17 protein-coding genes and 1 tRNA gene are annotated in these 23937 nt (G+C 43.9%); 6 read left to right on the forward strand and 12 right to left on the reverse strand.

Annotated elements, in window-relative coordinates:
* Positions 1-2 precede the first annotated feature (2 nt).
* The 8 genes from MINF_RS06500 to MINF_RS06535 all read right to left on the reverse strand — a co-directional run bounded on the left by MINF_RS06500 (position 3) and on the right by MINF_RS06535 (position 8729).
* Positions 3-1637, reverse strand: coding sequence for a multicopper oxidase family protein (locus tag MINF_RS06500; protein ID WP_238523453.1), 1635 nt, complete (start codon positions 1635-1637; stop codon positions 3-5).
* Positions 1638-1716: 79 nt separating this feature from the next.
* Positions 1717-2397 carry a hypothetical protein gene (locus tag MINF_RS06505; RefSeq protein ID WP_079200431.1) on the reverse strand — a complete coding sequence of 227 codons (681 nt, stop codon included), beginning with the start codon at positions 2395-2397 and terminating at the stop codon, positions 1717-1719.
* Between the two features lie 202 nt (positions 2398-2599).
* The gene (locus MINF_RS06510) at positions 2600-3391 is read right to left on the reverse strand and encodes a YSC84-related protein (RefSeq protein WP_148205174.1); all 792 of its coding nucleotides are present in this window, start codon (positions 3389-3391) and stop codon (positions 2600-2602) included.
* 65 nt (positions 3392-3456) lie between these two features.
* Positions 3457-5247: an ABC transporter ATP-binding protein gene (locus tag MINF_RS06515; protein WP_238523454.1), complete on the reverse strand. Its 1791-nt coding sequence runs from the start codon at positions 5245-5247 to the stop codon at positions 3457-3459.
* Between the two features lie 191 nt (positions 5248-5438).
* Positions 5439-6263, reverse strand: a complete 825-nt coding sequence (locus MINF_RS06520) for an alpha/beta fold hydrolase (protein ID WP_012463812.1) — start codon at positions 6261-6263, stop codon at positions 5439-5441.
* 16 nt (positions 6264-6279) lie between these two features.
* Positions 6280-7044, reverse strand: a complete 765-nt coding sequence (locus tag MINF_RS06525) for a hypothetical protein (protein ID WP_012463813.1) — start codon at positions 7042-7044, stop codon at positions 6280-6282.
* Positions 7044-8486: a hypothetical protein gene (locus tag MINF_RS06530; protein WP_238523455.1), complete on the reverse strand. Its 1443-nt coding sequence runs from the start codon at positions 8484-8486 to the stop codon at positions 7044-7046. The genes MINF_RS06525 and MINF_RS06530 overlap by 1 nt, the downstream gene beginning before the upstream one ends.
* Positions 8487-8658: 172 nt before the next feature.
* A tRNA-Gly gene (locus MINF_RS06535) sits at positions 8659-8729 on the reverse strand.
* Between the two features lie 510 nt (positions 8730-9239).
* Between MINF_RS06535 and MINF_RS06540 the strand changes: the two genes are divergently transcribed.
* The 6 genes from MINF_RS06540 to MINF_RS06570 all read left to right on the forward strand — a co-directional run bounded on the left by MINF_RS06540 (position 9240) and on the right by MINF_RS06570 (position 16482).
* Positions 9240-11837: a TonB-dependent receptor gene (locus tag MINF_RS06540; RefSeq protein WP_012463815.1), complete on the forward strand. Its 2598-nt coding sequence runs from the start codon at positions 9240-9242 to the stop codon at positions 11835-11837.
* 73 nt (positions 11838-11910) lie between these two features.
* Positions 11911-12462, forward strand: coding sequence for a hypothetical protein (locus MINF_RS06545; protein ID WP_012463816.1), 552 nt, complete (start codon positions 11911-11913; stop codon positions 12460-12462).
* Between the two features lie 231 nt (positions 12463-12693).
* The gene (locus tag MINF_RS06550) at positions 12694-13839 is read left to right on the forward strand and encodes a Re/Si-specific NAD(P)(+) transhydrogenase subunit alpha (RefSeq protein WP_012463818.1); all 1146 of its coding nucleotides are present in this window, start codon (positions 12694-12696) and stop codon (positions 13837-13839) included.
* Positions 13840-14117: 278 nt separating this feature from the next.
* Complete coding sequence (locus tag MINF_RS06560; protein ID WP_012463819.1) at positions 14118-14405, forward strand: NAD(P) transhydrogenase subunit alpha; 288 nt, start codon at positions 14118-14120, stop codon at positions 14403-14405.
* Positions 14406-14425: 20 nt separating this feature from the next.
* Positions 14426-15802, forward strand: coding sequence for an NAD(P)(+) transhydrogenase (Re/Si-specific) subunit beta (locus MINF_RS06565; RefSeq protein ID WP_012463820.1), 1377 nt, complete (start codon positions 14426-14428; stop codon positions 15800-15802).
* 98 nt (positions 15803-15900) lie between these two features.
* Positions 15901-16482 carry a protoglobin domain-containing protein gene (locus MINF_RS06570; protein ID WP_048810494.1) on the forward strand — a complete coding sequence of 194 codons (582 nt, stop codon included), beginning with the start codon at positions 15901-15903 and terminating at the stop codon, positions 16480-16482.
* Positions 16483-16490: 8 nt separating this feature from the next.
* On the opposite strand, the gene MINF_RS06575 is transcribed toward MINF_RS06570, so the two are convergent.
* The 4 genes from MINF_RS06575 to MINF_RS06590 form a co-directional block, all read right to left on the reverse strand.
* Positions 16491-17249: a hypothetical protein gene (locus MINF_RS06575; protein ID WP_148205176.1), complete on the reverse strand. Its 759-nt coding sequence runs from the start codon at positions 17247-17249 to the stop codon at positions 16491-16493.
* Positions 17250-17450: 201 nt separating this feature from the next.
* The gene (locus tag MINF_RS06580; protein WP_148205177.1) at positions 17451-19064 is read right to left on the reverse strand and encodes a hypothetical protein; all 1614 of its coding nucleotides are present in this window, start codon (positions 19062-19064) and stop codon (positions 17451-17453) included.
* A gap of 87 nt (positions 19065-19151) precedes the next feature.
* The gene (locus MINF_RS06585; RefSeq protein WP_012463826.1) at positions 19152-20738 is read right to left on the reverse strand and encodes a phosphate ABC transporter substrate-binding/OmpA family protein; all 1587 of its coding nucleotides are present in this window, start codon (positions 20736-20738) and stop codon (positions 19152-19154) included.
* A 17-nt stretch (positions 20739-20755) separates the two neighbouring features.
* Positions 20756-23794: a tubulin-like doman-containing protein gene (locus tag MINF_RS06590; protein ID WP_012463827.1), complete on the reverse strand. Its 3039-nt coding sequence runs from the start codon at positions 23792-23794 to the stop codon at positions 20756-20758.
* Positions 23795-23937: the final 143 nt, after the last annotated feature.

A 23937-nucleotide genomic window follows, 5' to 3' on the forward strand; every position in this document is an offset into this window, starting at 1 on the left:
TTTTAATCCACCGTGTACATGAACATCATCCCACTGTGAAGATGTTCTAGAATATGACAATGGGACATCCATTTGCCGGGATTAGACAACTCAAGAAGAACATCTACAACATCCCCTGCACCCACCATGAAGGTATCTTTCCAAACATGATTGGTCTCTTCAACATCGTTGACGGCAAGAACAAGGAACCTATTCCCGTGAAAATGCATGGGATGCTGCATAGGATGTAGAGAGTGAATATCGTTGATAATGCGTATCTTGATATAGCTCCCTTGCTTATAATTCCAATCCATGATCGCCCCATTGGTTTTCATGGTTCCAAGATCGGTAACCTGCCAAGTGATCTCTTTAGAAGTCGACATCTTGTTCTGTAGATACATGTGATCTTCCCATTCCACTTTTGCCCCCGTTTTGGCCAGCATGGTGATGAGACCGGGGAAAGCGGTCGATTGGGTCGGAGTAGAACTCCCCGGTTCTGAAAAACGGGAAGCCTCTTTTTTAGAAACAGCTACTGAAAGACGAATTGTCCTATCCGGCCTTGCAGCCTTATACTTGGCAACCAAAGGTTCAATTTCATCGATCAGTTCCTTGTTTTCTCTTAATTGTTGAAATTCCTTTTCATAGGAAACGCTGACGGCTTGATCGCCCACATGAAACGTAGCCAACTCATAGGTTCGCGGCCCCACAAGAGGGTCAACCGCATGATGGGTTAATTTAAAGTCTCCACGCGAGGGGAAATACATCTCCACGATCTGCCTTTCAGAAGGAGCAATAACTACGACATCAACAAATTGTTCTTTTTCAATCCTACCGTTATCCCCACCAACAAGCTTCATCTTTACACCGGGAACAAATACCCGGAAAGGCCTTACACTGGAGGTATTCGTTAAATAAAACCTGATCACTTCTCCCTTCTGAACCTCTATTGTAGGTTGAACCCGACCATTGATCAGGAAAGTATTCCCATACCTGCCCATGAAAACAAAATTAGAGTAATCTTGATAGTACTCCGGAAGCTTCCCATCCTTGATAAGGATGTCCGTAAGTATAAGAGGAATCTCCCTATTTACAGGAGCCCAATAGTGAGGGTCTTTGGGGATAACGATATAATTCCCATACAATCCAAGCTCCTGGGCATAGTCATCTCTATAATGGGGATGATACCAATAAACGCCCGGATCATCAAATTTAATTTTGTAGGTAAAGCTCTTGCCATCGGGCACGATAGGTTGGGTCACTTCGGGCACCCCATCATACCGATTATCCACCCTGACACCATGATGATGGATCGTGGAAGGGAGTCCTGTAAGGTTTTTAAATTCAAGGATAATTTCGTCTCCCTGGTGAACATATATAAAGGGGCCGGGAACAGTTCCATTATAACCGAGCATCTTTACCTGCGCATTGCCAATCTTGGCTTGGAGTCTTTGAGCTACGATCTCGTATTTATCCCCATTTTTTAGGTAAACAGACTGGGTTTCTTTAACCATGGGATATTGGTCGGGATCTACAGAAAAATCATACTTCGGCTTGACTGCCCCTTTGAACCAAAAAAGAAAAATCGCGACGGAAACAAGCAAAAGAAAGCCTAACAGGGACGAAAATCGGATCCTTCCTTTTGTTGTCTGTAAATTCATAAATTTTAAAAAACCATTCATAGACTCCAGAATTTGATATTATAGGATATGACAAATATATTCCACGAATCGCGTTTCATCAAGCTTTACTTGAAGCAATAGGAGACGGTACCGCTTTTTTCTTTCTAGAGAGCAAAACAAAAACAACCAAACCTACCACAACAGCCCCAAAAACCATGATGATTATTGCCGTTGGACTTGTCAAAAAGCTGGCAAGGCCAACATTTATAGGGAACTGAAATACCATGGGATTGGTGCCATCGCCTTTGACCAACGTTATATCGGCTCTATATTTTCCCGTTTTTTCAAAGGTGACATCAATAGAAGCCACTCCCGTGGAATAAAGCTTGGGAGGAACTTCTAATATCGGTTTTCCCGTAGAAAGATCCAGTACCTTGACTTCCAAGGGAATACTCTTTAAGTCCGGGGTAATGAGATCAAATACCATGGTCATTTTACCCGTGTTGGGTATATTTTGACAGTAAGTCTTAAACTGACCCATCCTGCCGTAAACATAAACATCAAGATGTATAGCATATCCTCCCTTGGAGAGAATTCCACACTCCATGCCCCCATTATCACTTCCACCATGACCAAAACAGAGAAGAGGAAAAGTTGCCGACACCAAAAAGATCACGACCAGTCTTTTAAAAACCCTAGAAAGAAAAGCCGATCCCCACCCCTTTTTCCTTTCTCCACATTGAAGGACTTCATTGTCTTGCTTTAATTTTCTCGATAAAAAACACATAAATATCTCCATCTTTCTCCTTTCGATAGATACAGTAGGTTAAAAACGAAAAAATTTTAATACCTAGTCTAATAAACCGAAACTCCAAAGAAAAAACAATTGAAAAATTTTCTAAGCATAAAAAACAGCATAATTAAAAAATAGTTATTATTCCTCGGGGAAAAAAAGGAACTTCTTACAAAAATACCCGATATCTCCTGTGGGGCTTTTTTCCCTACTTATCAAATTCCTCTTCCCTTCCCTCTTGTTTATAGGGTGCTTGCAAAGCATCAATGAGTATTTTGGCTCCAGGAGGAGGATTAATTCTCCCAGATAGAATTTCTGAAGGACTGACCTCTCTCTTGTAATATTCTCTATTTGTATCGGGAGCCTCAACAATGGCCGTACCCTCGATAGATATTCCTCCAAAAATGCCTTGACTCTGGCTATAAGTATAAATAGCGGCCATGGGCATAACTCCAGCTTCAGCCGTCCTGCCTATAGGGCCAGCAGTTGCACTAATACTCCCTCCGATATTAAAATTTCCTCCCTTGGCAAAGGCTTCTACGGCTTCAGGGGTATTAAGAACAAGAATAAACTCTGTCGCATTAACCCCAATCTGAAACCCAAAGCCCACCCCTCCCACCGAGATCGCTGAAGGCCCCGACCATCCCTTGGAAGTCTTTGCGACAACTAAACCCGTTCCCCCTCTGCCACTAAAAATAAATCCCGCTTTAATTACAGTCAAAATGGCAAAACCCCGAGCATCTTGAAAAACAGATTGCGGTATAGATTTTTCAGGCATCTGCTTAAACCGGCGTATGATCGTCGCCGCCTGGTTGACCGTCCTTTGCAAATCCCAAGCAAAAGTCGGTTCCACAAGAAAAAGAAAAAGAATAAGAAGGAAAAACCGCCTTTTAGAAGCCAAGTTTCCTAAAAAAACCTGGGTATCAAACTCTTCTTTTACCGGACAAAAGAAAGCCCCTTTTACTCGGACCCAATAGTCGAAAATCGGGAATATTTTCATTAAGGGAATAATGTCCAAAACAATTTTTTTTGGTCGGCCATGGGTAGTTCAAAAGCGGAGAAAATTCAAGAAGGTATCCCTTCAAAAGAGTTGGTCACGATACCCTGATGTATGGCCATCGATCTAAAAAGCCCATCTTTGGTTATTAACTCTCCAAAGTTACCTCTCTGAACAATCTGTCCTTTATCGATGACAAGAATTTCATCACAATCGGCAAGTGTCGAAAGTCGATGTGCAATAATGAGTACGGTTTTCCCTTTTTCCAGTTCATAAATAGCCTGTTGCACAACCGATTCGCTATGAGAATCAAGGCTGGAGGTAGCTTCATCAAGAATCAGTATGGGACTGTTTCGAATAAAGGCTCTAGCTATGGACAACCTTTGTCTTTGACCGCCGGAAAGTTTTACCCCTCTTTCACCAATGAGGGTGTCGTATCCTTGAGGTAGTTTTTCTATGAACTCATGAGCCCCAGCCATCTTGGCCGCTTGCTCAATTTCTTGGCGTGTGGCTCCCGCCCTACCCACAGCGATATTCTCGGCTATCGATCGATTAAAAATAACCACATCTTGACTCACCAAAGAAAACAGGTTTCTTAAGTCTGCTATCTTAAGATCTCTTAGATCTTCTCCATCGATCAAAATGGCGCCTGAAATGGGGTCATAAAAACGGAGCAGAAGACTTGTCAGGGTTGTCTTCCCTGCCCCACTTCTACCGGCTATCCCCAATTTTTTCCCCTTTGGAATAACAAAGGAGAGATTTTTGAGAACCACTTCATTCCCATAACTAAAAGAAACATTCGCAAATTCGATCTGCTTTTTAAACGCTTTAATGGAACTTGCTCCCGGTTTTTCAACAATCGTTGAACGGGTATCCAACAAATCGGTAAGCCTCCTCGCACTTAAAGCTCCTTCTTGAATTTTTACATTGGCATCAGCTAACCTCTTAATGGGAGCAAAAAAAAGAATGGCTCCGTTTGCTACCGCTGCCATATTAGCGATACTGATATTCTGCCATATAACACAAAGGATCAATAAAGAGAGGGCCAGGCTAGCCACAATGTCTATCATGGGGCTTACCATAGTTCCAGATATGGTCATCTTTGCCGCATGTTTGGCTAATTCGTTGGCCTGATGCCTAAAGATATCGATATTTTTCTTTTCAAGACAAAAGGCTTTGATGACATGAATTCCCGACAAAGACTCGAAGAGCAAGTTACTCTGAGCCACCGAATAAGATATAATTCCCATTGATGCTTCCCTGGCCTTTCTTGCCAGGGTTACCGCAGGAATGATACATCCGGGGACCAGAAGCATGGCCAGAATGGTCAGCCTCCAATCGATAAGGGCGCAAGAAAAAAGAATGATCGCTATGGTGATCGGATCCTTGGCTACATCAGTAAATAGGACGCTCACGGAATCATAAAAGGCCTTGGTGTCATTTAATATCCGTACGGCTAAGTCTCCCGTAGTCGATTTATGGAAAAAATCGAGCGAGAGAGAATGCAACTTGGATAATATGGCCGTCTGCAGATCGGCGACAATTTTGGCTGCGGCCAGCGTCATAAAATAAGAATTGAGGATCCTTAACAGGCCCCTAATCGTAGCGATCAAAGGTAAAATTAAAATGCCCCCGCAAATTCTTTTCCAATCGAGGGGCTCTTTGGCTTTGGGCAACCACCTTCCCAGTTCATTTAAAGCTTTTTGATAAAAATGATTTTTCGAAGGAGCAACAACAGCCGTCGATGTTTTCGGGGCAGAAGAAAAATTGTCGATAGCCGCCTTGAGAATGAATAAATAGGCCCCATTAAAAGCTCCAAACAGGAATCCAGCAATTAACCCGGAAAATATCAGGGGCATTCGCCTTTTTAAAAAAGGCATAGAAAAAATTATAATTTTTTTAAGCTCTTGCATTGAAAATAAACGACTTACAATTCTTTGTTACAAAAAAAACTTCCCTCCAACTGGTTCTCCATACCATCAATCCAAGGCTTAAATCAGCCCTTATTTTCATCCAACCGTAAAGAAAAGCCATAAAAAAGATGAAACTTTTAAATAGTCCGCAGCGACCTTGCCAGATAAGAGTATAAAGTATTTTCACTTTTTCCAAGAAAAAGCCGTAACAGCTCCATAAATTCTTCGAATCTTTCATAATGAATCCAATGTCCTGCTCCCCGTAAAATGACAGCGGAAGCTCCAGGAAAAGAAAACCTTATTCTAGGAATAAAAGAAGGATGAAAATAAGGGGATTTTTCACCAAAAACAAAGAGGCTTTTCCCAAAATATTGAGCAGGCATGTGAGGAAAAGAATTTAATATTTCAATCGAATTTTCAATTCCTTCCAAGTTTATTCTCCATCCATACTTGTTCGATTCGTAAACCAGATTTGTAAGAAGGAAACGCACAAGACTGCCCTCATCAATTTCTTTAGAAAGGAAAATTTCGGCTTCTTTTCTACTTTTTATATGTTCTAGTGGCAATCCTTTTAAAGCTTTAAGAACTCTTAGATGCATTTCCAAGACCTCTTGTCCATAATCAACGGGTGCAATATCCAACACGACAAGGCCTTTTACCTTATCTTGAAAAGTTTGTGCCAAAGCCATGGCCAATTTTCCTCCAAGGGAATGACCTACAATATAAACGGGGAAAATATCAAGTTGGCCAACGGTTTGCAGGACATCTCCAATCATCTGGGGGTAATCCATAAAAGTTGCTTTCGGCGACAGTCCATGGTTTCTTAAGTCGAAAGCAAAGACCCTATACAATTGGCCAAGATCTTGAGCAACGGCATTCCAGTTAAAACTACTTCCATACAAGCCATGGAATAAAAACACACTCTCTCCCTTTTGCCCTACCTGTCTAAAATAAAGTTTCACTTCAAGTAATCCTATCCTACTCTTTTCGATTACTCCGCTTCTGTCTTGTAGGGAAGTCTTTTTGAGAACGATTTTTGTCTTCCGATTCTTTTCTCTTGATTACCGAATAGAGGATAGCCTCTTCAAGATATTTTATCCATGGCCCATGAGGAACTTCCTTTTCTGCAATGAATCTCCAACTTACTTTATCCATTCCTCCAAGCCCCAAGTATTCTTTAACCGCTGGAGAAACATCAATTCCAGATTTCGACTTCGGTTTACAGGATCCAAATACATAGCAATAATCATCCGCCACATAGGGTCCAACATCCATCCACTGGGCATATACCACTTTTTCCCATTTGTTCTTTATCTCTACCCAATGACCCTTACATTGGGATTTCCCAGGAGAAAGGCTCGAATCGTACCAAGGAATCCACTTTTTGGCTATACGGGGATAGGCAACGTCGTTAAAGGGAAGAGCCACATAAAAGGGATTGAGAGTTGCCGCGTGCGTTCCCGGAAGCAGACCCGCCCTTGCTTTAGGGCTATCTTCTCCTCCATAATTTCTGATCCAATGTTCATCCCAAGCACTTCTAAAAATCCCCTTCGGACTCCATTGAGTAATATCCGTTCCTATCCAAAATACGGTGGCAGGGATATCCCTATGCCAATGCCCTTCGGGTAAGGGTTCATGACAGCAACTCTTGATCCCTTCTCCCCTTCCTTTTAACGGGGGATCCGAGACACAGAAAAAAAAGTAAATGAAACAAAGAGAAAAAAAAGGCAAAAAAAGAAACATTACCTAAAAAGGGAAAAGAATTCTCTTTTAACTTTCTTCCATGAATGAACGAGTTCTTCTTCAGCGGAACGATTATAACGCCTTCTTCTCTTCTTGGGATGAGCCTGTGAAGAAGAGACTTGAGGGCCGCCCTTTACTTGTCCATATTCTTCCTTTGTATTTTCTTTGGTTTCTTCCGGGGATGAAGGGGGAGTTACTTGCTGGAGCTGGCTGGCCGTAGTTTCCTTGTTGGGGAGAGCTGGAGAAGGAGGGAGCCGGTGGTTTAGCCCCTGAAGTTGATCCTGAGCCAACGACTTTTCTTTTTCTTTGGCTAACTGTTGTTGTAATTCCATAACCTTTTTTTGAAGGGCCACATTTTGGCTACTGACCGATCCCAATAGCTGCTCCTCTCGCTTTTTACTGCGAGCCAGTTCTTCTTCAAGTTTATTGACCCTGCTCTTGAGCGCTTCCACCTCTGTGGCATTTTCTGTCGTACGCGTCTGAAGACTCTGAATTTCGCTTTTCTTCGAAAGCCTAGCCATCTGCTCTTCAATCCGTTGCATATGTTCTTTTAAAAGGCTCAGTTGCTGGTAATCCACCAAAGAAGGATTAAGCTGAGTCATTCTATTTTGTTCTTGCCTGGCTTGGGCCAATTCAGCCTCCAGTTTTTGGACCCTTTCTTCAAGAAGAACGACTTGGTTTGCTTTTGTACTTTGTTCCAGATTTTTTTGTATAATCTGCAACTGCTCTTCTTTCGTCCGTTTTAGGGCGAGCTCCAGAGACTGCACTTTCTGAGCAAGATCCTTCATTTTTGCTACTTCACTTTCAGCTTGCTTCGGGTTGGCTTTTGCAGCATTGGCTCTTCTCAATTCTTCCTCTAAATCGCCCAGTTTTTTTTGTAAGTTTAGTACTTCAGGACTGTTTCTGCTTTGGGCCTGGGCTTGTGCCAATTCTTTTTGCAAGGAAGAAACCTGAGTGGTTAGTTCATTAATCCTTTGTTCTTGAGCTTCAAGCTGCTTCTTTCTTGCTTGCTTGACTTGCACAAGTTCTTTTTGAAGGGCTTGGAAAAGATCCTGGATTTCTGCCGTCTGCTTGGCCTGTTCTGGACTTTTAGAAAGCCCAGATTTTGCTTTCTCCAAGTCGGCCAACTTTTCTTCAATTTCATTAAGCCTGTTTTCCAAGGCCTTGCTTTCAGCCGATTCTTGGGCTTGAGAAGGTTGGGTGGGATTTACAGCTAAACCGGCTAGTTTGTTTTGTATTTCTAGTTGTTTTTCATGCACATAATTCAAGCGGTATTCAACAAGTCTTGGTTCCCATTTTGGATTGGTTTTCTTTAACTCAAGCAGTTTACTTTCAGCTTCTTTATACTTGGAAGAAGCTTCTTGATAATCCTTTTTTTCCAAGCTCCTATCTCCTTCTTGAATGGTCACATAAATATCCAAAAAAAGATCTTGGGGAATCACGGCCGGACTTCTTGATAAAGGAGCGGAAAAGGCTAGGAATGATGATAAATAAAAAATAAATAGGACTTGGAAAACAGGGATCAAAAAAGTTTCTTTTTTAACATCTCTCCCCATAACGATCATTTTAAATAAAAATAAGACCTCCTTTCTTAAACAACAACGAAAAAAAAAGAGCGGGTGAAGGGAATCGAACCCTCGCTTCAGGCTTGGGAAGCCCGTGTTCTACCATTGAACTACACCCGCTAAAAGCAAAAAAAGAATTCAAAACGCCAATTGTAGAAATAGTTTGTCAGAATCTTTCACTTTTGTCAAAATGCTACGGTGTTTAATTTTTTTCTTTTAAAATTGGACCCTTTTTCTCGGGCAAGCTGCCGGCTCATCAGTCTTAAGTCATTGGATCTCTCCTCTCTACGAAATCGGCTTATTGTTTCTTCACCTTCTTTAACCTCTGCACATGCCCAAGCCTAGAATTCAGGGGCTAAGCTAATAACTTCAACTTGTTGTCGAGTTTGTCACTCCCTCGGCTGCGCTATGGCATTCTACAACACTTTGCCCATCCAGGAAAAAAAAGCTGGCAATTCTTTCTATCCCTATTTAACCCCCTTGTTCTCTACCGTTTTTCGATCCAACTCCATTTTTTTATAAAAATGGATTAAATGCTGGCATAAAATCAGCTTATGTCTTTTATATAAAACAAATGTATTTTATAAAATACTTATCCTTCCATTTGTAAGATTTAACACCAAATTTCTCATGAAAACTTTGCTCATCCCAAGAAACTTTGAAGCCAAAGAGTACCTTTTTTCCCCTTGCCTTGTTCAAAAGAAACTGTGCAGTCTTTTCATCAGCCTTTTTTTTTGTCTTTCGGCAATAGGTTATACCGATAGCAATTCTTCTTTACCCCTCAACTCGGGGAATATAAATACTGAAGATCCTTCCGAGCCAAATGAGACGACTTCCGGAAGTAACCGGCAAAAAAACAACGACCCGAGCGCTACCCTACCCGAGGTAACCGTAACGGCGGTGGGACCAACGGAGAATATCTTACCTACGGCTCATTCGAACACCTCGGTATATGCTATCCCCCTTGATGTTATCGATATTCCTCGAAGCGTGACCCCGATTTCCCATGGATTAGCCCAGTCGGCAGGTATCGGACAGTTTGGATACCTAGATCCTCTTTCTACAGCATTTCTTGTTCCGGCCGCATTGACCCAAATTAATTATGGGATAGCCAGCGCACCGACCATTCGCGGCCGCAACGGCTTAACCCTTATTAATGGGATTGAAGAAACCTTAAATAATAATTCTGAACAAAATATCCCCTGGAACTACAACATGGTCGAATCGATGGATATTGTCGAGGGGCCTTCAAATGCCGTTTTTGGAGCCACCCAAGTATCCGGGGGCTACATCAACTATATCACCAAGCAGCCCTACTTCGACAATTTTCGGGGCTACATGTGGGATACCCTAGGAATGTATGAGGAATACATGTGGGGAGCGGACATAGGAGGACCCATCGACAAGGATAAAAAATTAGCTTACCGCTTTAGCTACATGGGACAAGAAAACGGGAGTTACTACCAATATCAAAGGAATGATCAGCAAAATTTTTATCTAGCCCTAGGCTATCACCCTACGGAGTCTTATTCTATCGATTTATACACGGATTTAGGCACTTATGATTTTACCCCGATGTGGGGGATGATCAATAGACCCACCCAAGAGCTCATCGATGAGGGCCTTTATCTCCCCGGGGCCCTCTCTCCTACACTTGCCAACACGGGGATAATCAACAATCCTCCTGCTTCTTCCTATCTAGGTTCTCCCGTAGGCATCAGTCGCAGAAATGTACTCCTCAACCCCACGGATGGAGGCTACGGGACAACAGGACTGACCCAAGTCATTCAAAAATTTTTCATCAATGAAGATTTCCAAGTAATCAACAACACTTTTTTCTGGTATCACGATGATCAATGGATTCTTCATCCTCTTTTTTACGACGAATCCTGCCGCGGAGATTATGAAATCGACAACCGAACCGAATGCCGGCTTTATTTTGATACAATCCCTCAAGGGAAGGAAAAAAAGGAGAAAGAACCGAGCTATCCTGTTCTAGGCCAGGTACTCTTTTCTCACTCCCTGGACGGAGGAGTGGAAATGCATTATCAAAAAAATCTCGATTATAACTCTGATTCATTTATCGTGCTGAACAGTTACAGCCTCATCAATCAAAATCCCCTCCTTTGGAACGCAGAACTTTCCAAGTACTTTCAAGCCAGGATTGGCAATCCCAAAGCATCTTTTGGAGGCGAGTGGCCGATACCCGGGGCACCTCAAGGTTACTATTTTGAACCGGCCAACTTGGCAGCAGGAAGCACCGATTGTCATTATGGAGCCATTTCCCCTTTTATCCTGGACAACATAAACATAACAGAGAGACTTTCGGTTATTATAGGAGCCCGGGCTACGGGTTACTTTGTTTCAGCCCAAACTCCCCCCGGAACTCCTCCCATCCTTTTTGAGCAACTCTCAACAACCCAACTCACTCCCCTAGTGGACGGTGGAACGGTTTATAAAGTTTTTCCTTGGTTAAGCGCTTATTTCGATTTTAACTGGGGCTACGTGGTTAATGCTGCGGACATGGGGGGATTTTCTCCCTTCTTTGGACCCTCGCAGTTCCATTTGCTCAACGAGCTCTACGAGGGGGGATTTAAATTTGATCTCCTCAAGCATTCCCTATTTGCCGCTCTTGATGCCTTTTCCCAGTTTACTTACCTTAACAATAGGGCCGGTCCAGCAACACCATCCACGGTCAACGGCTTTGAGGCAAGTATAAATTATCAACCTGGCCGTCATTTCTGGGCCAAATTGGGTTATGCCTACATGCATGGCACAGAAGACTGGACATCCGTAGGACATGGACCTCCCATGTACCAAACCTATTCGACAGCTTTTGCCTTGCAACAGAACCTTCCTTTAAACAACAACCAAATGTATCCGGTGGGAATTTACAATTTTCTTGGCTTCCCAGAACAAATTTTCAGCGGCCTTGTTACTTACAGACTCGATAGCGGGATAGGGATAACCATGGGAGGGCTGGTCATGAGCGAGCAGTATCTAGGATATAATTATATAACCCATATCCCTACGCAGTTTATTCTCAATGCCACCCTTTTTTACACCGCTCCAAGATGGGAGGCGAGGCTCTATTTTTATAACTTTACCAACGAACCCTATTGGCTTGCTTTTGGAATGGGAGCAAACGGAACAAGGACATTTAATTTCGAGGATATTGTAGCTGGAATGCCGTTTTGGATCCAAGCCACCTTGGTTTACAAGTTTTAACAGGGAGCAGGGCCATTGATCTTTCTCTTACCTAAACTATAGATTTTAATTCTTTTTCCGGGTATATTATGGAGTGGATAAAAATCTATTTTTTTATATTTGGATTTTTTTTCTTCTGCTGATTCATGGGGGAAGTTCTCTTTTTAGCCTTACCCATCAACATAAAGAGATTGAACAAAAAGTTTCGGCGATTCTTTATAAAGATTTGTATCCCGAAGCCGGCGAAAAAATCGTTACGTTAAATATCGATTATATCGATAAGAAAAAAACCCCTGCCATTGTGGCATCTTGGCTTGTCCATCTTGTTGATGATGGACTTCATTACAAGCCTCTTTTTCATCCGCCCTCGACATTGGACACCGAAGAAGTCTACGGGATGGGGCGTTTCCGATTAAAAGAAAACTTTTCAGTGGATTTAAACGATCCCCTGACAAAACAAGGTCTTGAAAGCTGGCGTGAAAAGCTGATCAAAGTAAGAGACCTAATGAGACAGGTTGTCGTTCTTCGTTGCATGTATTTTTGCCGCCATAATTATGGAAAAAATACGGAAAGTGATTTAAACAGTGCCCTTGCCCAGCTCCACAATCTGGCGATCCAAGAAAAGCCCAAAACGGTCTTGAAATAAATCATTGATGTCCCTTTTCAGAACAACCTAGCAAGGGATAGAGCTTTTCTTTTATTTTGAAAAATTCGATTCCTTAAGATATTATAAAGCCTATCCAGGCTCCTTGAAAGGGAATGAAAGCCAAAAGATCGGTTCATCAATAAGGGTAAAAAAGAAAGCAATACGGGCTTGATTTATTGATGAGAAAATAATAGTTTCCTATTCTTTCTGTTAAAGGTGAAATAAAAAAGTATGGCATCCCTTGGAGTACTTAAAGAAAAGGTTCCCGGTGAAAATCGGGTTGCCATAGTTCCGGACGTTCTTCCCTCTTTTTCAAAGTTAGGGTTGGACGTTCTTGTCGAATCCGGTGCCGGAGCTAATGCCGGCTATTTTGACCAAGACTATATCGATAAAGGTGCCCAAGTTTTAGCTCACGGCTACGACGTTCTGGGCAAAGCAAACATCGTTTGTCTCATTCATCCTCTCCAGTTGGAAGACATTCCCTTCTGTGCTGAAAATGCTATTCTTATAGCCTTAATGTATCCGCTTTTAAATCTTGAATTAATAAAGGAAATCGCTACACATAATCTTACCGCTTTTTCTCTAGATCTTATTCCTAGAATTAGTCGGGCCCAGTCAATGGATCCCTTAAGTTCTCAAAGCACCGTTTCAGGCTATAAATCCGTTATCTTGGCAGCCCATACGCTCCCCAAGTTTTTACCCATGCTTACTACCCCGGCGGGTACGATTCCCCCTTGCAAGGTCTTTGTTATCGGTGCAGGAGTAGCCGGCTTACAAGCTATTGCCACGGCTAGAAGGTTAGGCGCCCTTGTTGAAGCTTATGATATTAGGCCCGTTGCGAAGGAGCAAGTGGAAAGCTTGGGAGCCAAATTTGTCGATCTTCCTATTGCTGCACGCGATGTTGAGGATCGATCAGGTTATGCCAAAGCCCAATCTGAAGACTTCTACGCAAAACAACGCCAGCTCATCATCGATCAGTGCAAGAAAGCCGATATCGTGATTACTACCGCTCTTGTTCCCGGAATAAAAGCGCCGAAACTCGTTTCCAAGGAAGCTATTGAGAACATGAAACCGGGAACGGTCGTCGTTGATCTTGCTGCGGAACAGGGCGGGAACTGCGAATTAACCGTCCCGGGAAAAACCGTCGTCCACAACCATGTCGTCATTCACGGCCCCCTTAATCTACCCTCTTCTATGGCACCCCAAGCAAGCTTGTTTTATGCCAAGAATATCCAATCCTTTCTTTCACTTTTTTTTAAAGAAAATAAATTATCTATTCACTGGGAAGATGAAATCATAAAAAACACCTTGGTTGTTCGTGAAGGGAAAATTGTCCATGAAAAAGTTCTTGCTGCCTTAAACCAACAACTTCGTTAAGGAGATAGACCCTAGTATTGCATACGCATTCATGTATAATGGTGATTATGGAAAATGCACTGAACACAGAACGGTTGGCAACCGCAACTGCCCTATCTCTGGCGAGTTCGCCCAGCAATGGCCGCGCTGCCAAAGAGAGGTTCTCTGCCGTAGCCGGGAAAGCCAGGCCCGTGAGATACGAATGGGTTCGGCAAGACCCGTCGGGGCAGAAAGAAAACGGTACTTATATTTGCGCACGTTTTTAATAGCAGCACTTCATCACAAAGGAGGATTAATCCATGACATTGGGTGATTGGCTTACCGATGTATATGTTTTTGTTTTAGCCTCATTTTTGGGACTGGAATTAATACGCAATGTCTCGCGACTGCTCCATACTCCCCTGATGTCTTTAACCAATGCCATTTCTTCTATTTCTTTGGTGGGTTCGATAGCTCTCGCGGGGGAAGGAGATAAAACATGGGTCGTTGTTTTAGGAACCATTGCTATCATCTCTTCCTCGATCAATGCCGTGGGCGGCTTTCTCATTACCGACAGGATCCTCAAGATGTTCAGAAAAAGCAAGTAGGTTTGATGGAGAATGGGGTTATGGAGGACATCATTCAATTTGTTTACATTGCTTCTGCTGCGCTCTTCATTCTTTCCCTTAAATGGATGAGCGAAGTTAAAACATCGAGGTGGGGAAACTGGGCGGGGAGTGCAGGAATGGCTTTAGCCATAGTCGCCACTCTTCTCAAGCCCCAGATTCACGGCTATCTCTGGATAGCTATTGGAATAGTCTTAGGCTCCTCCATAGGCACCCCCATGGCCGTGCTCATGCCTATGACTGCCGTTCCCCAAAGAACCGCCCTTTCCCATGCTTTTGGTGCCTTGGCGGCGGGCATCGTGGGATCAACCGAATACTTCCTTAAAGCTGATAGCTTTTCTTTCCCCCAACTCGTTGTCTTATCCATAGAGGTCCTGCTCGGTTTCTTGACTTTTACGGGTAGTCTTTTAGCCTTTGCTAAACTTCAAGAAATCATTCCAACGCGGCCGATTCTTTATCCGGGAAGAAATTATGTAAGCTTGACCGTGTTTTCTTCCTGCCTGCTCTTGATAGCCTACATGGTTGCCAAAGGCGGCTTTCATCCTTTTCTCTTTATATCTTTGATCGGCTTTTCTCTCCTTTTTGGAATCCTTTTGGTGTTGCCTATCGGGGGAGCGGATATGCCCACGGTCATTTCCATTCTCAATGCTTATGCGGGTCTTTCTTCCTCTTTCATGGGTTTTCTGCTTAACAATAAACTGCTTATCATCGCCGGGGCATTGGACGGCAGTTCTGGACTTATCCTTTCAATTCAGATGTGCAAAGCGATGAATCGCTCCTTTACTAATGTTCTTTTTGGAGGAATGGGCCAAGTCCTTGAGGTTGTCGATCCTTCTCGAGATGGTAAAGTCGTTAAAAGCCTTTCCCCTAGGGAAGCTTCAATCCTCTTTGAAGCCGCTAAAAAAGTTGTCGTTGTCCCCGGCTATGGCATGGCTGCAGCCCAAGCTCAACATGTGGTCAAGGAATTGACCGATGTTTTAGAAAGCAAAAATATCGAGGTGAAATTTGCAATCCATCCTGTTGCCGGGAGGATGCCCGGCCATATGAATGTCCTTTTGGCCGAAGCCGATGTTCCTTATGATAAGCTTGTCGAGATGGAAGAAATTAACCCTCTTTTTCCCGAAACGGATGTCGTCCTTGTAGTTGGGGCCAATGACATTACCAATCCTGCGGCGAAAAAGAATCCCGGCTCTCCCCTCTACGGAATGCCCATACTCGATGTCGACAAAGCTAAACAGATCCTTTTTATTAAAAGAAGTATGTCCACGGGATTTGCGGGCATTGACAATGACCTGTTCTACTCACCCAAAACAATCATGCTTTTTGGAGATGCGAAGAAGGTTCTCAATGAACTGGTCGTCTCTATCAATTCCCAATGAATGATTTCCGCCCTTAAGTTTTTCTAACCTATTCTTAATCTTTTTCCTTGATTTATCTCCTCTGTTTTCCTATTTTTCTTTCACCATTTTCCCTTCCCATGAAAACGAACATTAAAGAACTTACCCAGTCCATAATCAATATGATTCCCTCCTCTTTAAGGTTTAACTCCCAGGACGAATCCCTTTTTCAAAGAATTAAGCCTTTCCACGAGAGACTCTCAGAGAAGATTGTCAAGGGATTCTATGATACCCTGTTCGGGTATCCTTCGACCCAGTCCATTTTCAACCCCGGAGAACGACCCTTAAGGGAACCCGACTTGCAACGCTGGTGGCAGAGAACCATAACGGGTCCTTTTGACCTTAACTACTGGGCTTGGCAATCGGCGGTCGGGGTAATCCACATTAAAAGGAAAGTCAAAAACCCGATGATGCTTTCCATTTGGGGTTGGATCTTGATGACCCTTCAAAAAGAATTTTCATCTCACTTTTCTCCCCAGGAAACCTTTGAATTCATGGAATCCTGGCAAAGACTTGCCATAACCGTTGAATCCCTTATCGCCGAAAGCTACCTCCATAATTATATCGTCGCATTAGCCCAATCCACGGGAACCGAGTTGGCCCTCTTGGACAGGCTCGTAGCCATTGAAGTGGCAGACATCGATCCGAAAAAGCTAGAATAGCTTTCTTTTCAGCTCTCTACCTTTATGTCCTTGTAGGCAGCAATCCCAATGAGTCCAAAGGGAAGGGATTGAATAAAAAGAAAACCGACCACGAGGCCAAGACGGAATAGGAAAGAGAGCCGGGGGGTCTGTTGGTCCAGGGACCAGATGAGATAACGCGAAATTAATTCTACCGATCTGGTGTCGTAATAAGTATTCCCTCCTTGGTTAAAAAAGCTATCCATGTCTTTCTTCGCCAGCTCTTCGGCTCTCCTGATATCTAAATGGAGGACAGCCCCAAGAAACGGATGCAAGGCAAGGAAATTTTCCGCAGCCTGGGTTGTGAAAACAGTCGCCACGGCCAACCGGCTTTGAAATTGAGTAGCCGGAATAAAATGAGGATCGGTCCACGCATTAGGATGTTCAATGCCTAGGTTCCAAACCTTGTTCCTTGCCAGGTTAAATGTTTCATCTCTCCATTTCACATCCAGGATTAATTGGGCTCCCCACCGACTTACTTGATCCCGGGCTGCGGTTTTGGCAAATCCAAGGCATACAAAAGTCGAAACAAAAACAAAGCTAAACAAAGAGGCCACGGCACAAAAGCAATGATGAAGAAGTTTGACTCTAAAGGTTCTATTCCACAGCAAGGTATAGTGGCTCGCCAACCACCAGCAACAACCGGCTACAAACAGGGAAAAAACGAGAGTAAGCCAAAAAAAAAGAGGCCGCTGGCCCAAAAACAGTTGGAAGGACTCTTTTAACAAGTTTAGACCATCAGCCATCATAATTTGAAAAGAGTTTTTCTTTATCCTATCCAACGACTTTAAAACTTTATCCCCTACCCATGAACCATCCCGTCTCAAGGAATTGAAGAGGCAAGCCCAATATGGAATAGCCCAATTTTTACCTTCTTTTTGTCAATTCCTCAACACATGCAACATGGCTTTTTTGAAAGATCTACCCGTACTTAGCAGTCTTAAAAAAAATCAAGGGAAAGGAGGGGTTGAAGGCGGCGATTGAGGAGGGTAGGCAGGATAAGGGGAGGGTTGAGAAGGGAAAGAAGGGGGAGGAAAAGATTGAGATCCCTGGGCCGGAGGCCCATAACCTCCAGGAGGAGCAACGGGAGTTTGAGGATAGCCGGGATAAGCGGGCTGTGGAGTGGATGCAAAAGGAGGGGGCTGAGGAATATTTACTGGAGAAGCCGGGATGGAAGCGGGAACAGGAGCTTGTTGGGGAGAAAGAGGGGAATAAGGAGAAGAGGGATTCAACCCGGATAAAGCAAGCCTACGGTTTTCGGCATTTTGCCTGAGTTCTTGGGCATATTGCTCAAGAAGTTTTTCTTTTTCTTCCCTGGCCCTGGCTTCAGCCCTTCTTACCGCAGCATGATAGGCAGCCACTCTTGCACGCCAGATCTTTTTTTCTTTTTCATACGAATACAACCCTCCCCCAAGTCCACCAAGTATAACTCCTCCCAGTGCACCCCATCCTGCCCCGGTAGGTCCACCCGCAAGCCCTCCAATCAATGCACCTCCTCCTGCACCTATAGCCGCCCCTTCAGCCGCTGTCGTCGGTCCACCCGTTCCCGGCTGTAAAAACTTGGGTTTTCTTCCCGGCCCGGATATTCCAGACCGGGCCTCTTCCGCGGCTTGGGCTGCCTGTTTATCGATATCCCTAAGCCGGTTGGCATAATCGGTCCATTGGCTTTCTTCCTGCCTCATTGCCGAAGATAAATCAAAAGCATTACGCAAAACGATCTTTTCTACCCCGGGTGCCGTCACTTCTTGGAGTTGATTCCAGGGAAAAGTATTGTTTTGATTTAGAAACTTCCAACTTTTATCCGGCTGCTCAACCGCTTTCGTTTTCCAAGAAAAAGTCAGGTCTTGGTTGGCTTCAAAGGCCGTCCGCTTCTGGTCCTGGTAATAAGTCATTCCCGGTTCTTGATCCAGGGTAAAAAGGAGATCCTTGAGGTGGGATTTCGCCCAAGGCTTGAGATCTTTGGGAACGGCTTCCAACCGTTCTTTCCCGGGAAGAATAGGTCCAACTGGCACCCAGTACAAAGCGGTATTGGGTCGCACGGTGACATCGTATTCTATAATCCAATTGCCATCTTGATCTTTAACCGCCGTTTTTTCCTTGATGTCTATAAAATCAAATCCCCTAGGCAGTTGAGCCTTAACCGCTTCTTCAGCTTGAAGGACTGTGGGCTTTTTTACAAAAGAATTGAATAAGCCACCGGATCCACTGAATAAAGACTTTCCAGCGGTAAATAAAAAAATAAAGACTAGGGCTAAAGCCACAACCGCTCCTGCAGCCCAAAGCGGGATAAAAGATCGTTTTACGCTCCTTTGAGCTATGGCTTCAAGAGGACGCCGACAGGAAGGACAAACAAAATCTTCATCCTTTGGAATTTCTAAGAGTTTACCCGCTTCCTCGCATTCCCCAAAATTAATACATCTTCCTTTTCGAACAGAGGGAGCCTGTTTATTGGACTTAGGCTTTTGTCGGTCGAAAGAAAATTCCTCTTCAATATTATTCGTTTTCCCATTATCATTGTTTGTCAGGGAAGACCTTTTAATAGGATCATTAAAGCTGATTCTCATGTCATTCTAAAATCCCATTTTAGAATAAAATAATTTATTAAAAATGTCACAAAAAAATTAAAAAAATTAAGCCTCAAGTCTTTCTCCTTATTTCTTTTTTGGACAGAGCCAGACTTCTACGCGCCTATTTTTTTCTCTTCCTTCTTCGGACTCATTTGAGGCTACGGGCATTTCTTCACCCGCCCCAGCCACGTTAACAACCGTAATGCCTCGACTTTCCAGGGCTTTAGCAACACTTTGGGCTCTTTCCAAAGAAAGACCTAGATTATAGGTATGACTTCCCACATTATCCGTAAAACCGATCAAGAGAACCCCTTTATCGCTATTCTCAGCTTCGGAAAGAAATCGGGCCAACCTTTGAATATCGACTCTTCCCTTGTTATCCAATTCCGCCGTTCCAAAGCGAAACCGGATATCGAAAGGGACCCTTGTCGAATCTTTCACCAAGGTTCGATACCTTGTCGAGGCATCGGCAGGAATGGGTTCATTCGAGAGCGGGCTGAGATTAACTAAAGATCTTTCTTCCTTGAGTCCGCTGCCTACAAAACCCCGAGAAGAAACGACCTTTTGACCTGCATCCGACAAAATGTATTGGATAAATGCTTGAATCCATGTCGAGGAACCGTTCGGAGAAACATAGAAATAGATCCGGTAAGATAAAGGATATGCTTCGGTCCCAATGGTCAACGGAGTAGGCTTGAATGCCACTGCCCCTTTCATGTAGAGGGAAAGAATTTTCACAGAACTGACGGTAGCCGACAACCTCGAAAAATCCTCTATCCCTAAAATTCCGGGATCTTTCGATATCCTTTTCTTGAACTCATCTCCAGGGATAGCTTTTTGCTCTTTTCCATTCTGTTGCAGGCCACCTCCAAAAAGGTTGGCGAAATTTTGCCAACCACAAAAGCTTTTTTCAGCCGGAACGACCGGCATGATTTTTCCTTTAAATCCTTGGGTTAATTCTTTCCAATCGGTAAGCTGTCCGGAAAAGATTTTTTGCAATTGTTCTAGGGACAAGGAATCTATAGGATTTTGACCGTTGACGAAAACCACCACTCCGCTTTGCCCGATAACATATTCATGGTCGGAAGAAGTCATATCGAAGGGGAATCTTTTCAATTCTTCAGGGGTAACCTTCCGGCAGCAAAAGAGCCCCACCGGTTCCTTCATCGAAGCCATCCGCATAAACCCGGAATTTGGAGACTCGGTAAAAATTTTAATCAAGCCCTTGGCTTTCCCGCCCGGCAGTTCACACGCCACTTCGCTTTCCTTTGGATCGTGTTCAATCCACTCCGGGTTCTTCCCTTTTACCACGTCGTTTAAAAAACCTAAAACCAAGGGACGAACCAGGCTTTCCACAAGTCTATTCTCACCGCTAAGAACAAAAAGAATTTGCAACTGGGAAGTAGCCAAGCCCATCCCCTTTTTTTGTTCCTTGGAACTAAAGAAATGGCTACCCAAGACAATGATGATTCCCGGCAAAACCAAGGCTATAAAAAGCAAAGGAAAAAAAAACTTCTTTCCTTTCTTTTTGTTCCACTCCTCAAGAGGGATCAGCGGACTGCCACAATCCGGGCAGACAAATTCCTTGTCCCCGGGAACTTCAATAACGCTGCGGCGGTCGGCCTTGTTCGGACAATTCCCAAAGTTATTGCAGATCCCTTTTCTTATCATCGGGTTTTTTGACCAAATCAGATTTCTCCCCGGATCCTTTTTATAGCCAGTTTACCCCAATCTGGAAGTTTTTTAGCCCTAGGGTCGGTTGGAGGAATCGATTGCCTTAGGCCGTTAACCAACTTCACAATCGCACTTTCCGCCGCTTTCCTTTGAGATTCAATTTTATACTCAGGATTGCTAAGAAGAAGAGCTACTTTCTCTTCCAGCAACAGCCCTTCTGCTTCTCGAATATTGGCGAGGGTTTCAGAAAAAGTTTCTCCTCCAAGATATACAGGCTGGTCAAACCCATATTCATCTTTCCGCATAAAGCCCAATTGAAATCCTCCCGTATCGGTTTGACATTTTTGAACCAGTTCTCTTTCATTACCGCCGTCATCTTTTTCTTTAAGAACCATCCCTAGAAGGAGGGCCGGGGCTATCCTCTCTTCCATTTCCGAGCGAGACGGGACGAAAAGAGAAGGGAGGAGTTGCCCATCCCCTTCGATATGGAGTTCCATCCTCGCCCTTTTCGAATCCGGGCCACTGACCCTTTCCAAGTATTTTGATTTAAGAAAAAAAACAGGCTGAACAATGCGCAAGGGGAACAGGTTGGTTATACTCACAAGAATAATTTCGTTCGGCCTGTTGTCATTTTCTATAAACTCCTTGCTCGGATTACGAATACATTCAAAAAAGACTTCTCTTAAAAGTTTCAAATAATCTTCCATTTCGGCTGCCTTGGGCAGTATGACGGTAAAATTGGACACTCCAATTTGAGCAGCAGGATTGATTCCCGGTCCCGATCTTCTCTTTTCATCCGCGTTAAAGAGCAGATAATTACCCGCCGCTTTGACAACCCCATCCAAGTAAAGTCTTAAGGATTGCCTATCCGAATATCTATCCTTGAGTTTTTCAATAATACTTACCCCGATCAACCGTTCGGCTGCGGTTTGGACCAAGTTGTTGTGGGCGATCTTCGCATTTTCCATGCATTGTTTTTCCAGGGTATCCAAAAAGACGGTCTTTGAAACCCTCTCGTTAAGGGTCTTAAAATCGAGTCTTTCTCCCAGTTTTTCGGCCAGCGCCGTACGCACTCTCTGGGTCTGCGTCGTAGCTTCCTTCTGATCCTTGATTAATCTTTTTGTTACGCTTTTAACAAGCTCCGGATCGTAAAACCGGATAACCTGCTTTCTTAAGTCGATTATTCCTCCCTGGTCTGCACATCGAGCTGCAATCTGGTCTTCGAACGTTTTTAAGGCTTCGGCGATCATCGAGGCGGCCTTATCCACATCGGCTTTTAACAAAACGATTTCTTCGATAATGACAGGCAGGAATTTCTTGGCAAACTGCCAACCTTCGATCGCCGTTCGGCTAGAATAGAGATCTTGCAAAACAACCGAGGCCGCATCAAAAAGCCTCTTTCTTTTCCCGAACATATCCGAAATTAATCCAATCTTAGCCCATTCTTTTTCCTGATCCTTTAATTTCTTAGCCAATTCTTCTTCCCTAGGCTTCAGTTTGGTTATTTCTTCTTCAATCCGGTCATACCTCCCCTTAAGATGGGTGATCAAGGCTCCAAGAAGGAGGCTGATCTCATGGGCAGATTTCGTTCCATTGATCCACTCCGAAAAAAGTTCCCGCTCCAACCTTTGACGTATCTCCCTGGCCCTTTCTCTCGTCGATTGCCCCACCGTCTCGTAAAAAGCTTTGACCCCCTGTCCCCTATATTGCTCCAGGAACCTGGCGTCTAAAAAACCCTTCATCCGGTCCAGCCACTTATCCGCCGGATCCTTTTCCTGGGTATACTGTTTAAAATTCGTCGTTGCATTCATCCAATAACGACTTATCGGCTGCCATTTCGTTCCTGACCCATCCGATTCGAGAATCGGGGCTGAAAGAATAAAATGCTCGTCGGTCAGCATCCATCTTTCAAGCTGTTCAGGACTACTCACATAGCTGACCATGTCTAAATTGCGGGGATCGGCCAAGAATCCATCCGTTTCCGACCAATTATTATAACGCAGTTGCAGGGCTGCTTGCCTGGCAAACTGGAAGGTCAAGTATTCAGCAATCTCGGGTTCCGGAACCGCTATTCTTTTGACCCCGAAGGTCAAAAATCTTTTCGAGCGGACCGGTTCATTGAGGCCTGGTAAAGTTTCAGGGGAATTATCGCCGTTCTCGGCATTTTCTGATCTCCCCAGCGACTCCCAGTTAATATTTCTTACGGTGACTATTTTTTGGTAAAGGAAATCGGCCAAGATATTGGGAATATCCTCTGCAACATCCACGGCAAGGCCATTTTCATTAAAGTTGGTAAAAAGGTAACAACCGTTGAAAGGATCTTTAAGCCCCTCCAGTTTCTTCCCATCTCCTGCTATATCACAGGGACTAAACTTGCCGATGCTAAGCGCGTTGAGTTCAACCAAGGCGGCGTAGCCGTTGGCATGGTAGTTACCGGTATTCCAATTGGGTTTAGGATGTTCTTCGGGGAGCAGGGTATAAAGAATAATCCTATATCCAAGGGGATCAGGATAATTTTTCCGGATTTGGCATATACAATCGATGAGTGTGCCACTGCCCGTTCCCCCAGCCAACCCACAACAAACATGGAAAGTGACATTTTGTTGACCTCCTTTTTGCATTTCGTTAACCAGGTGGGTAAGCTTGCTGCAAAATTCATCGGCATGACTGGCGAAGAGAAATCTTCCCAGCCTTCTTTTCTGTCCTCCCTTGGCGTCTCCAACGATGCTATTGAGAATATCTTTCCATACATTTTTATCGCCGATCCACGGTTGAATTCCCGGGTAGCTGGGCAGATCGTCAAGAATGGCGGCAAGATTCGAAGATTTAATGAGAAGTTGACTGGTAGGAGGAATCTGAACGCTTTGACCGAGAACTTTCCAACTCGGATCATCAAGCCGCATCAGCTCGTCACTGGAATCGACATACAAATAGGACAGCCTAATGTCGGGAGGATCAACCTTTCGGAATTCCTGGAAAATGGTTTTGCGGAAAGCCCGGATGACTTTCCCTCCCGTGCCTCCTAACCCGATGATGAAATGATTGGCATTCATTTTGGCTCAAGTTTCATCTCTTTTCTTTGCATTTTTAATCCAGTCACAAAGCATGGTATCAACCCCCCCCTTGTTATTTTTTCATGAGTCAATCCAAAAACAAGAAATTTTTTTTTCCAAGGGAGAAAGGAAAAGAGGGGCTT

The sequence above is a fragment of the Methylacidiphilum infernorum V4 genome (assembly GCF_000019665.1).
GTDB lineage: Bacteria > Verrucomicrobiota > Verrucomicrobiia > Methylacidiphilales > Methylacidiphilaceae > Methylacidiphilum > Methylacidiphilum infernorum.

Coding starts and splice junctions, on each gene's coding strand:
- MINF_RS06500 (WP_238523453.1), bottom strand. CDS start 1,637: ATGAATTTACAGACAACAAAAGGAAGGATCCGATTTTCGTCCCTGTTA.
- MINF_RS06505 (WP_079200431.1), bottom strand. CDS start 2,397: ATGGAGATATTTATGTGTTTTTTATCGAGAAAATTAAAGCAAGACAAT.
- MINF_RS06510 (WP_148205174.1), bottom strand. CDS start 3,391: ATGAAAATATTCCCGATTTTCGACTATTGGGTCCGAGTAAAAGGGGCT.
- MINF_RS06515 (WP_238523454.1), bottom strand. CDS start 5,247: ATGCCCCTGATATTTTCCGGGTTAATTGCTGGATTCCTGTTTGGAGCT.
- MINF_RS06525 (WP_012463813.1), bottom strand. CDS start 7,044: ATGTTTCTTTTTTTGCCTTTTTTTTCTCTTTGTTTCATTTACTTTTTT.
- MINF_RS06540 (WP_012463815.1), top strand. CDS start 9,240: ATGAAAACTTTGCTCATCCCAAGAAACTTTGAAGCCAAAGAGTACCTT.
- MINF_RS06550 (WP_012463818.1), top strand. CDS start 12,694: ATGGCATCCCTTGGAGTACTTAAAGAAAAGGTTCCCGGTGAAAATCGG.
- MINF_RS06560 (WP_012463819.1), top strand. CDS start 14,118: ATGACATTGGGTGATTGGCTTACCGATGTATATGTTTTTGTTTTAGCC.
- MINF_RS06565 (WP_012463820.1), top strand. CDS start 14,426: ATGGAGGACATCATTCAATTTGTTTACATTGCTTCTGCTGCGCTCTTC.
- MINF_RS06570 (WP_048810494.1), top strand. CDS start 15,901: ATGAAAACGAACATTAAAGAACTTACCCAGTCCATAATCAATATGATT.
- MINF_RS06575 (WP_148205176.1), bottom strand. CDS start 17,249: ATGATGGCTGATGGTCTAAACTTGTTAAAAGAGTCCTTCCAACTGTTT.
- MINF_RS06580 (WP_148205177.1), bottom strand. CDS start 19,064: ATGAGAATCAGCTTTAATGATCCTATTAAAAGGTCTTCCCTGACAAAC.
- MINF_RS06585 (WP_012463826.1), bottom strand. CDS start 20,738: ATGATAAGAAAAGGGATCTGCAATAACTTTGGGAATTGTCCGAACAAG.
- MINF_RS06590 (WP_012463827.1), bottom strand. CDS start 23,794: ATGAATGCCAATCATTTCATCATCGGGTTAGGAGGCACGGGAGGGAAA.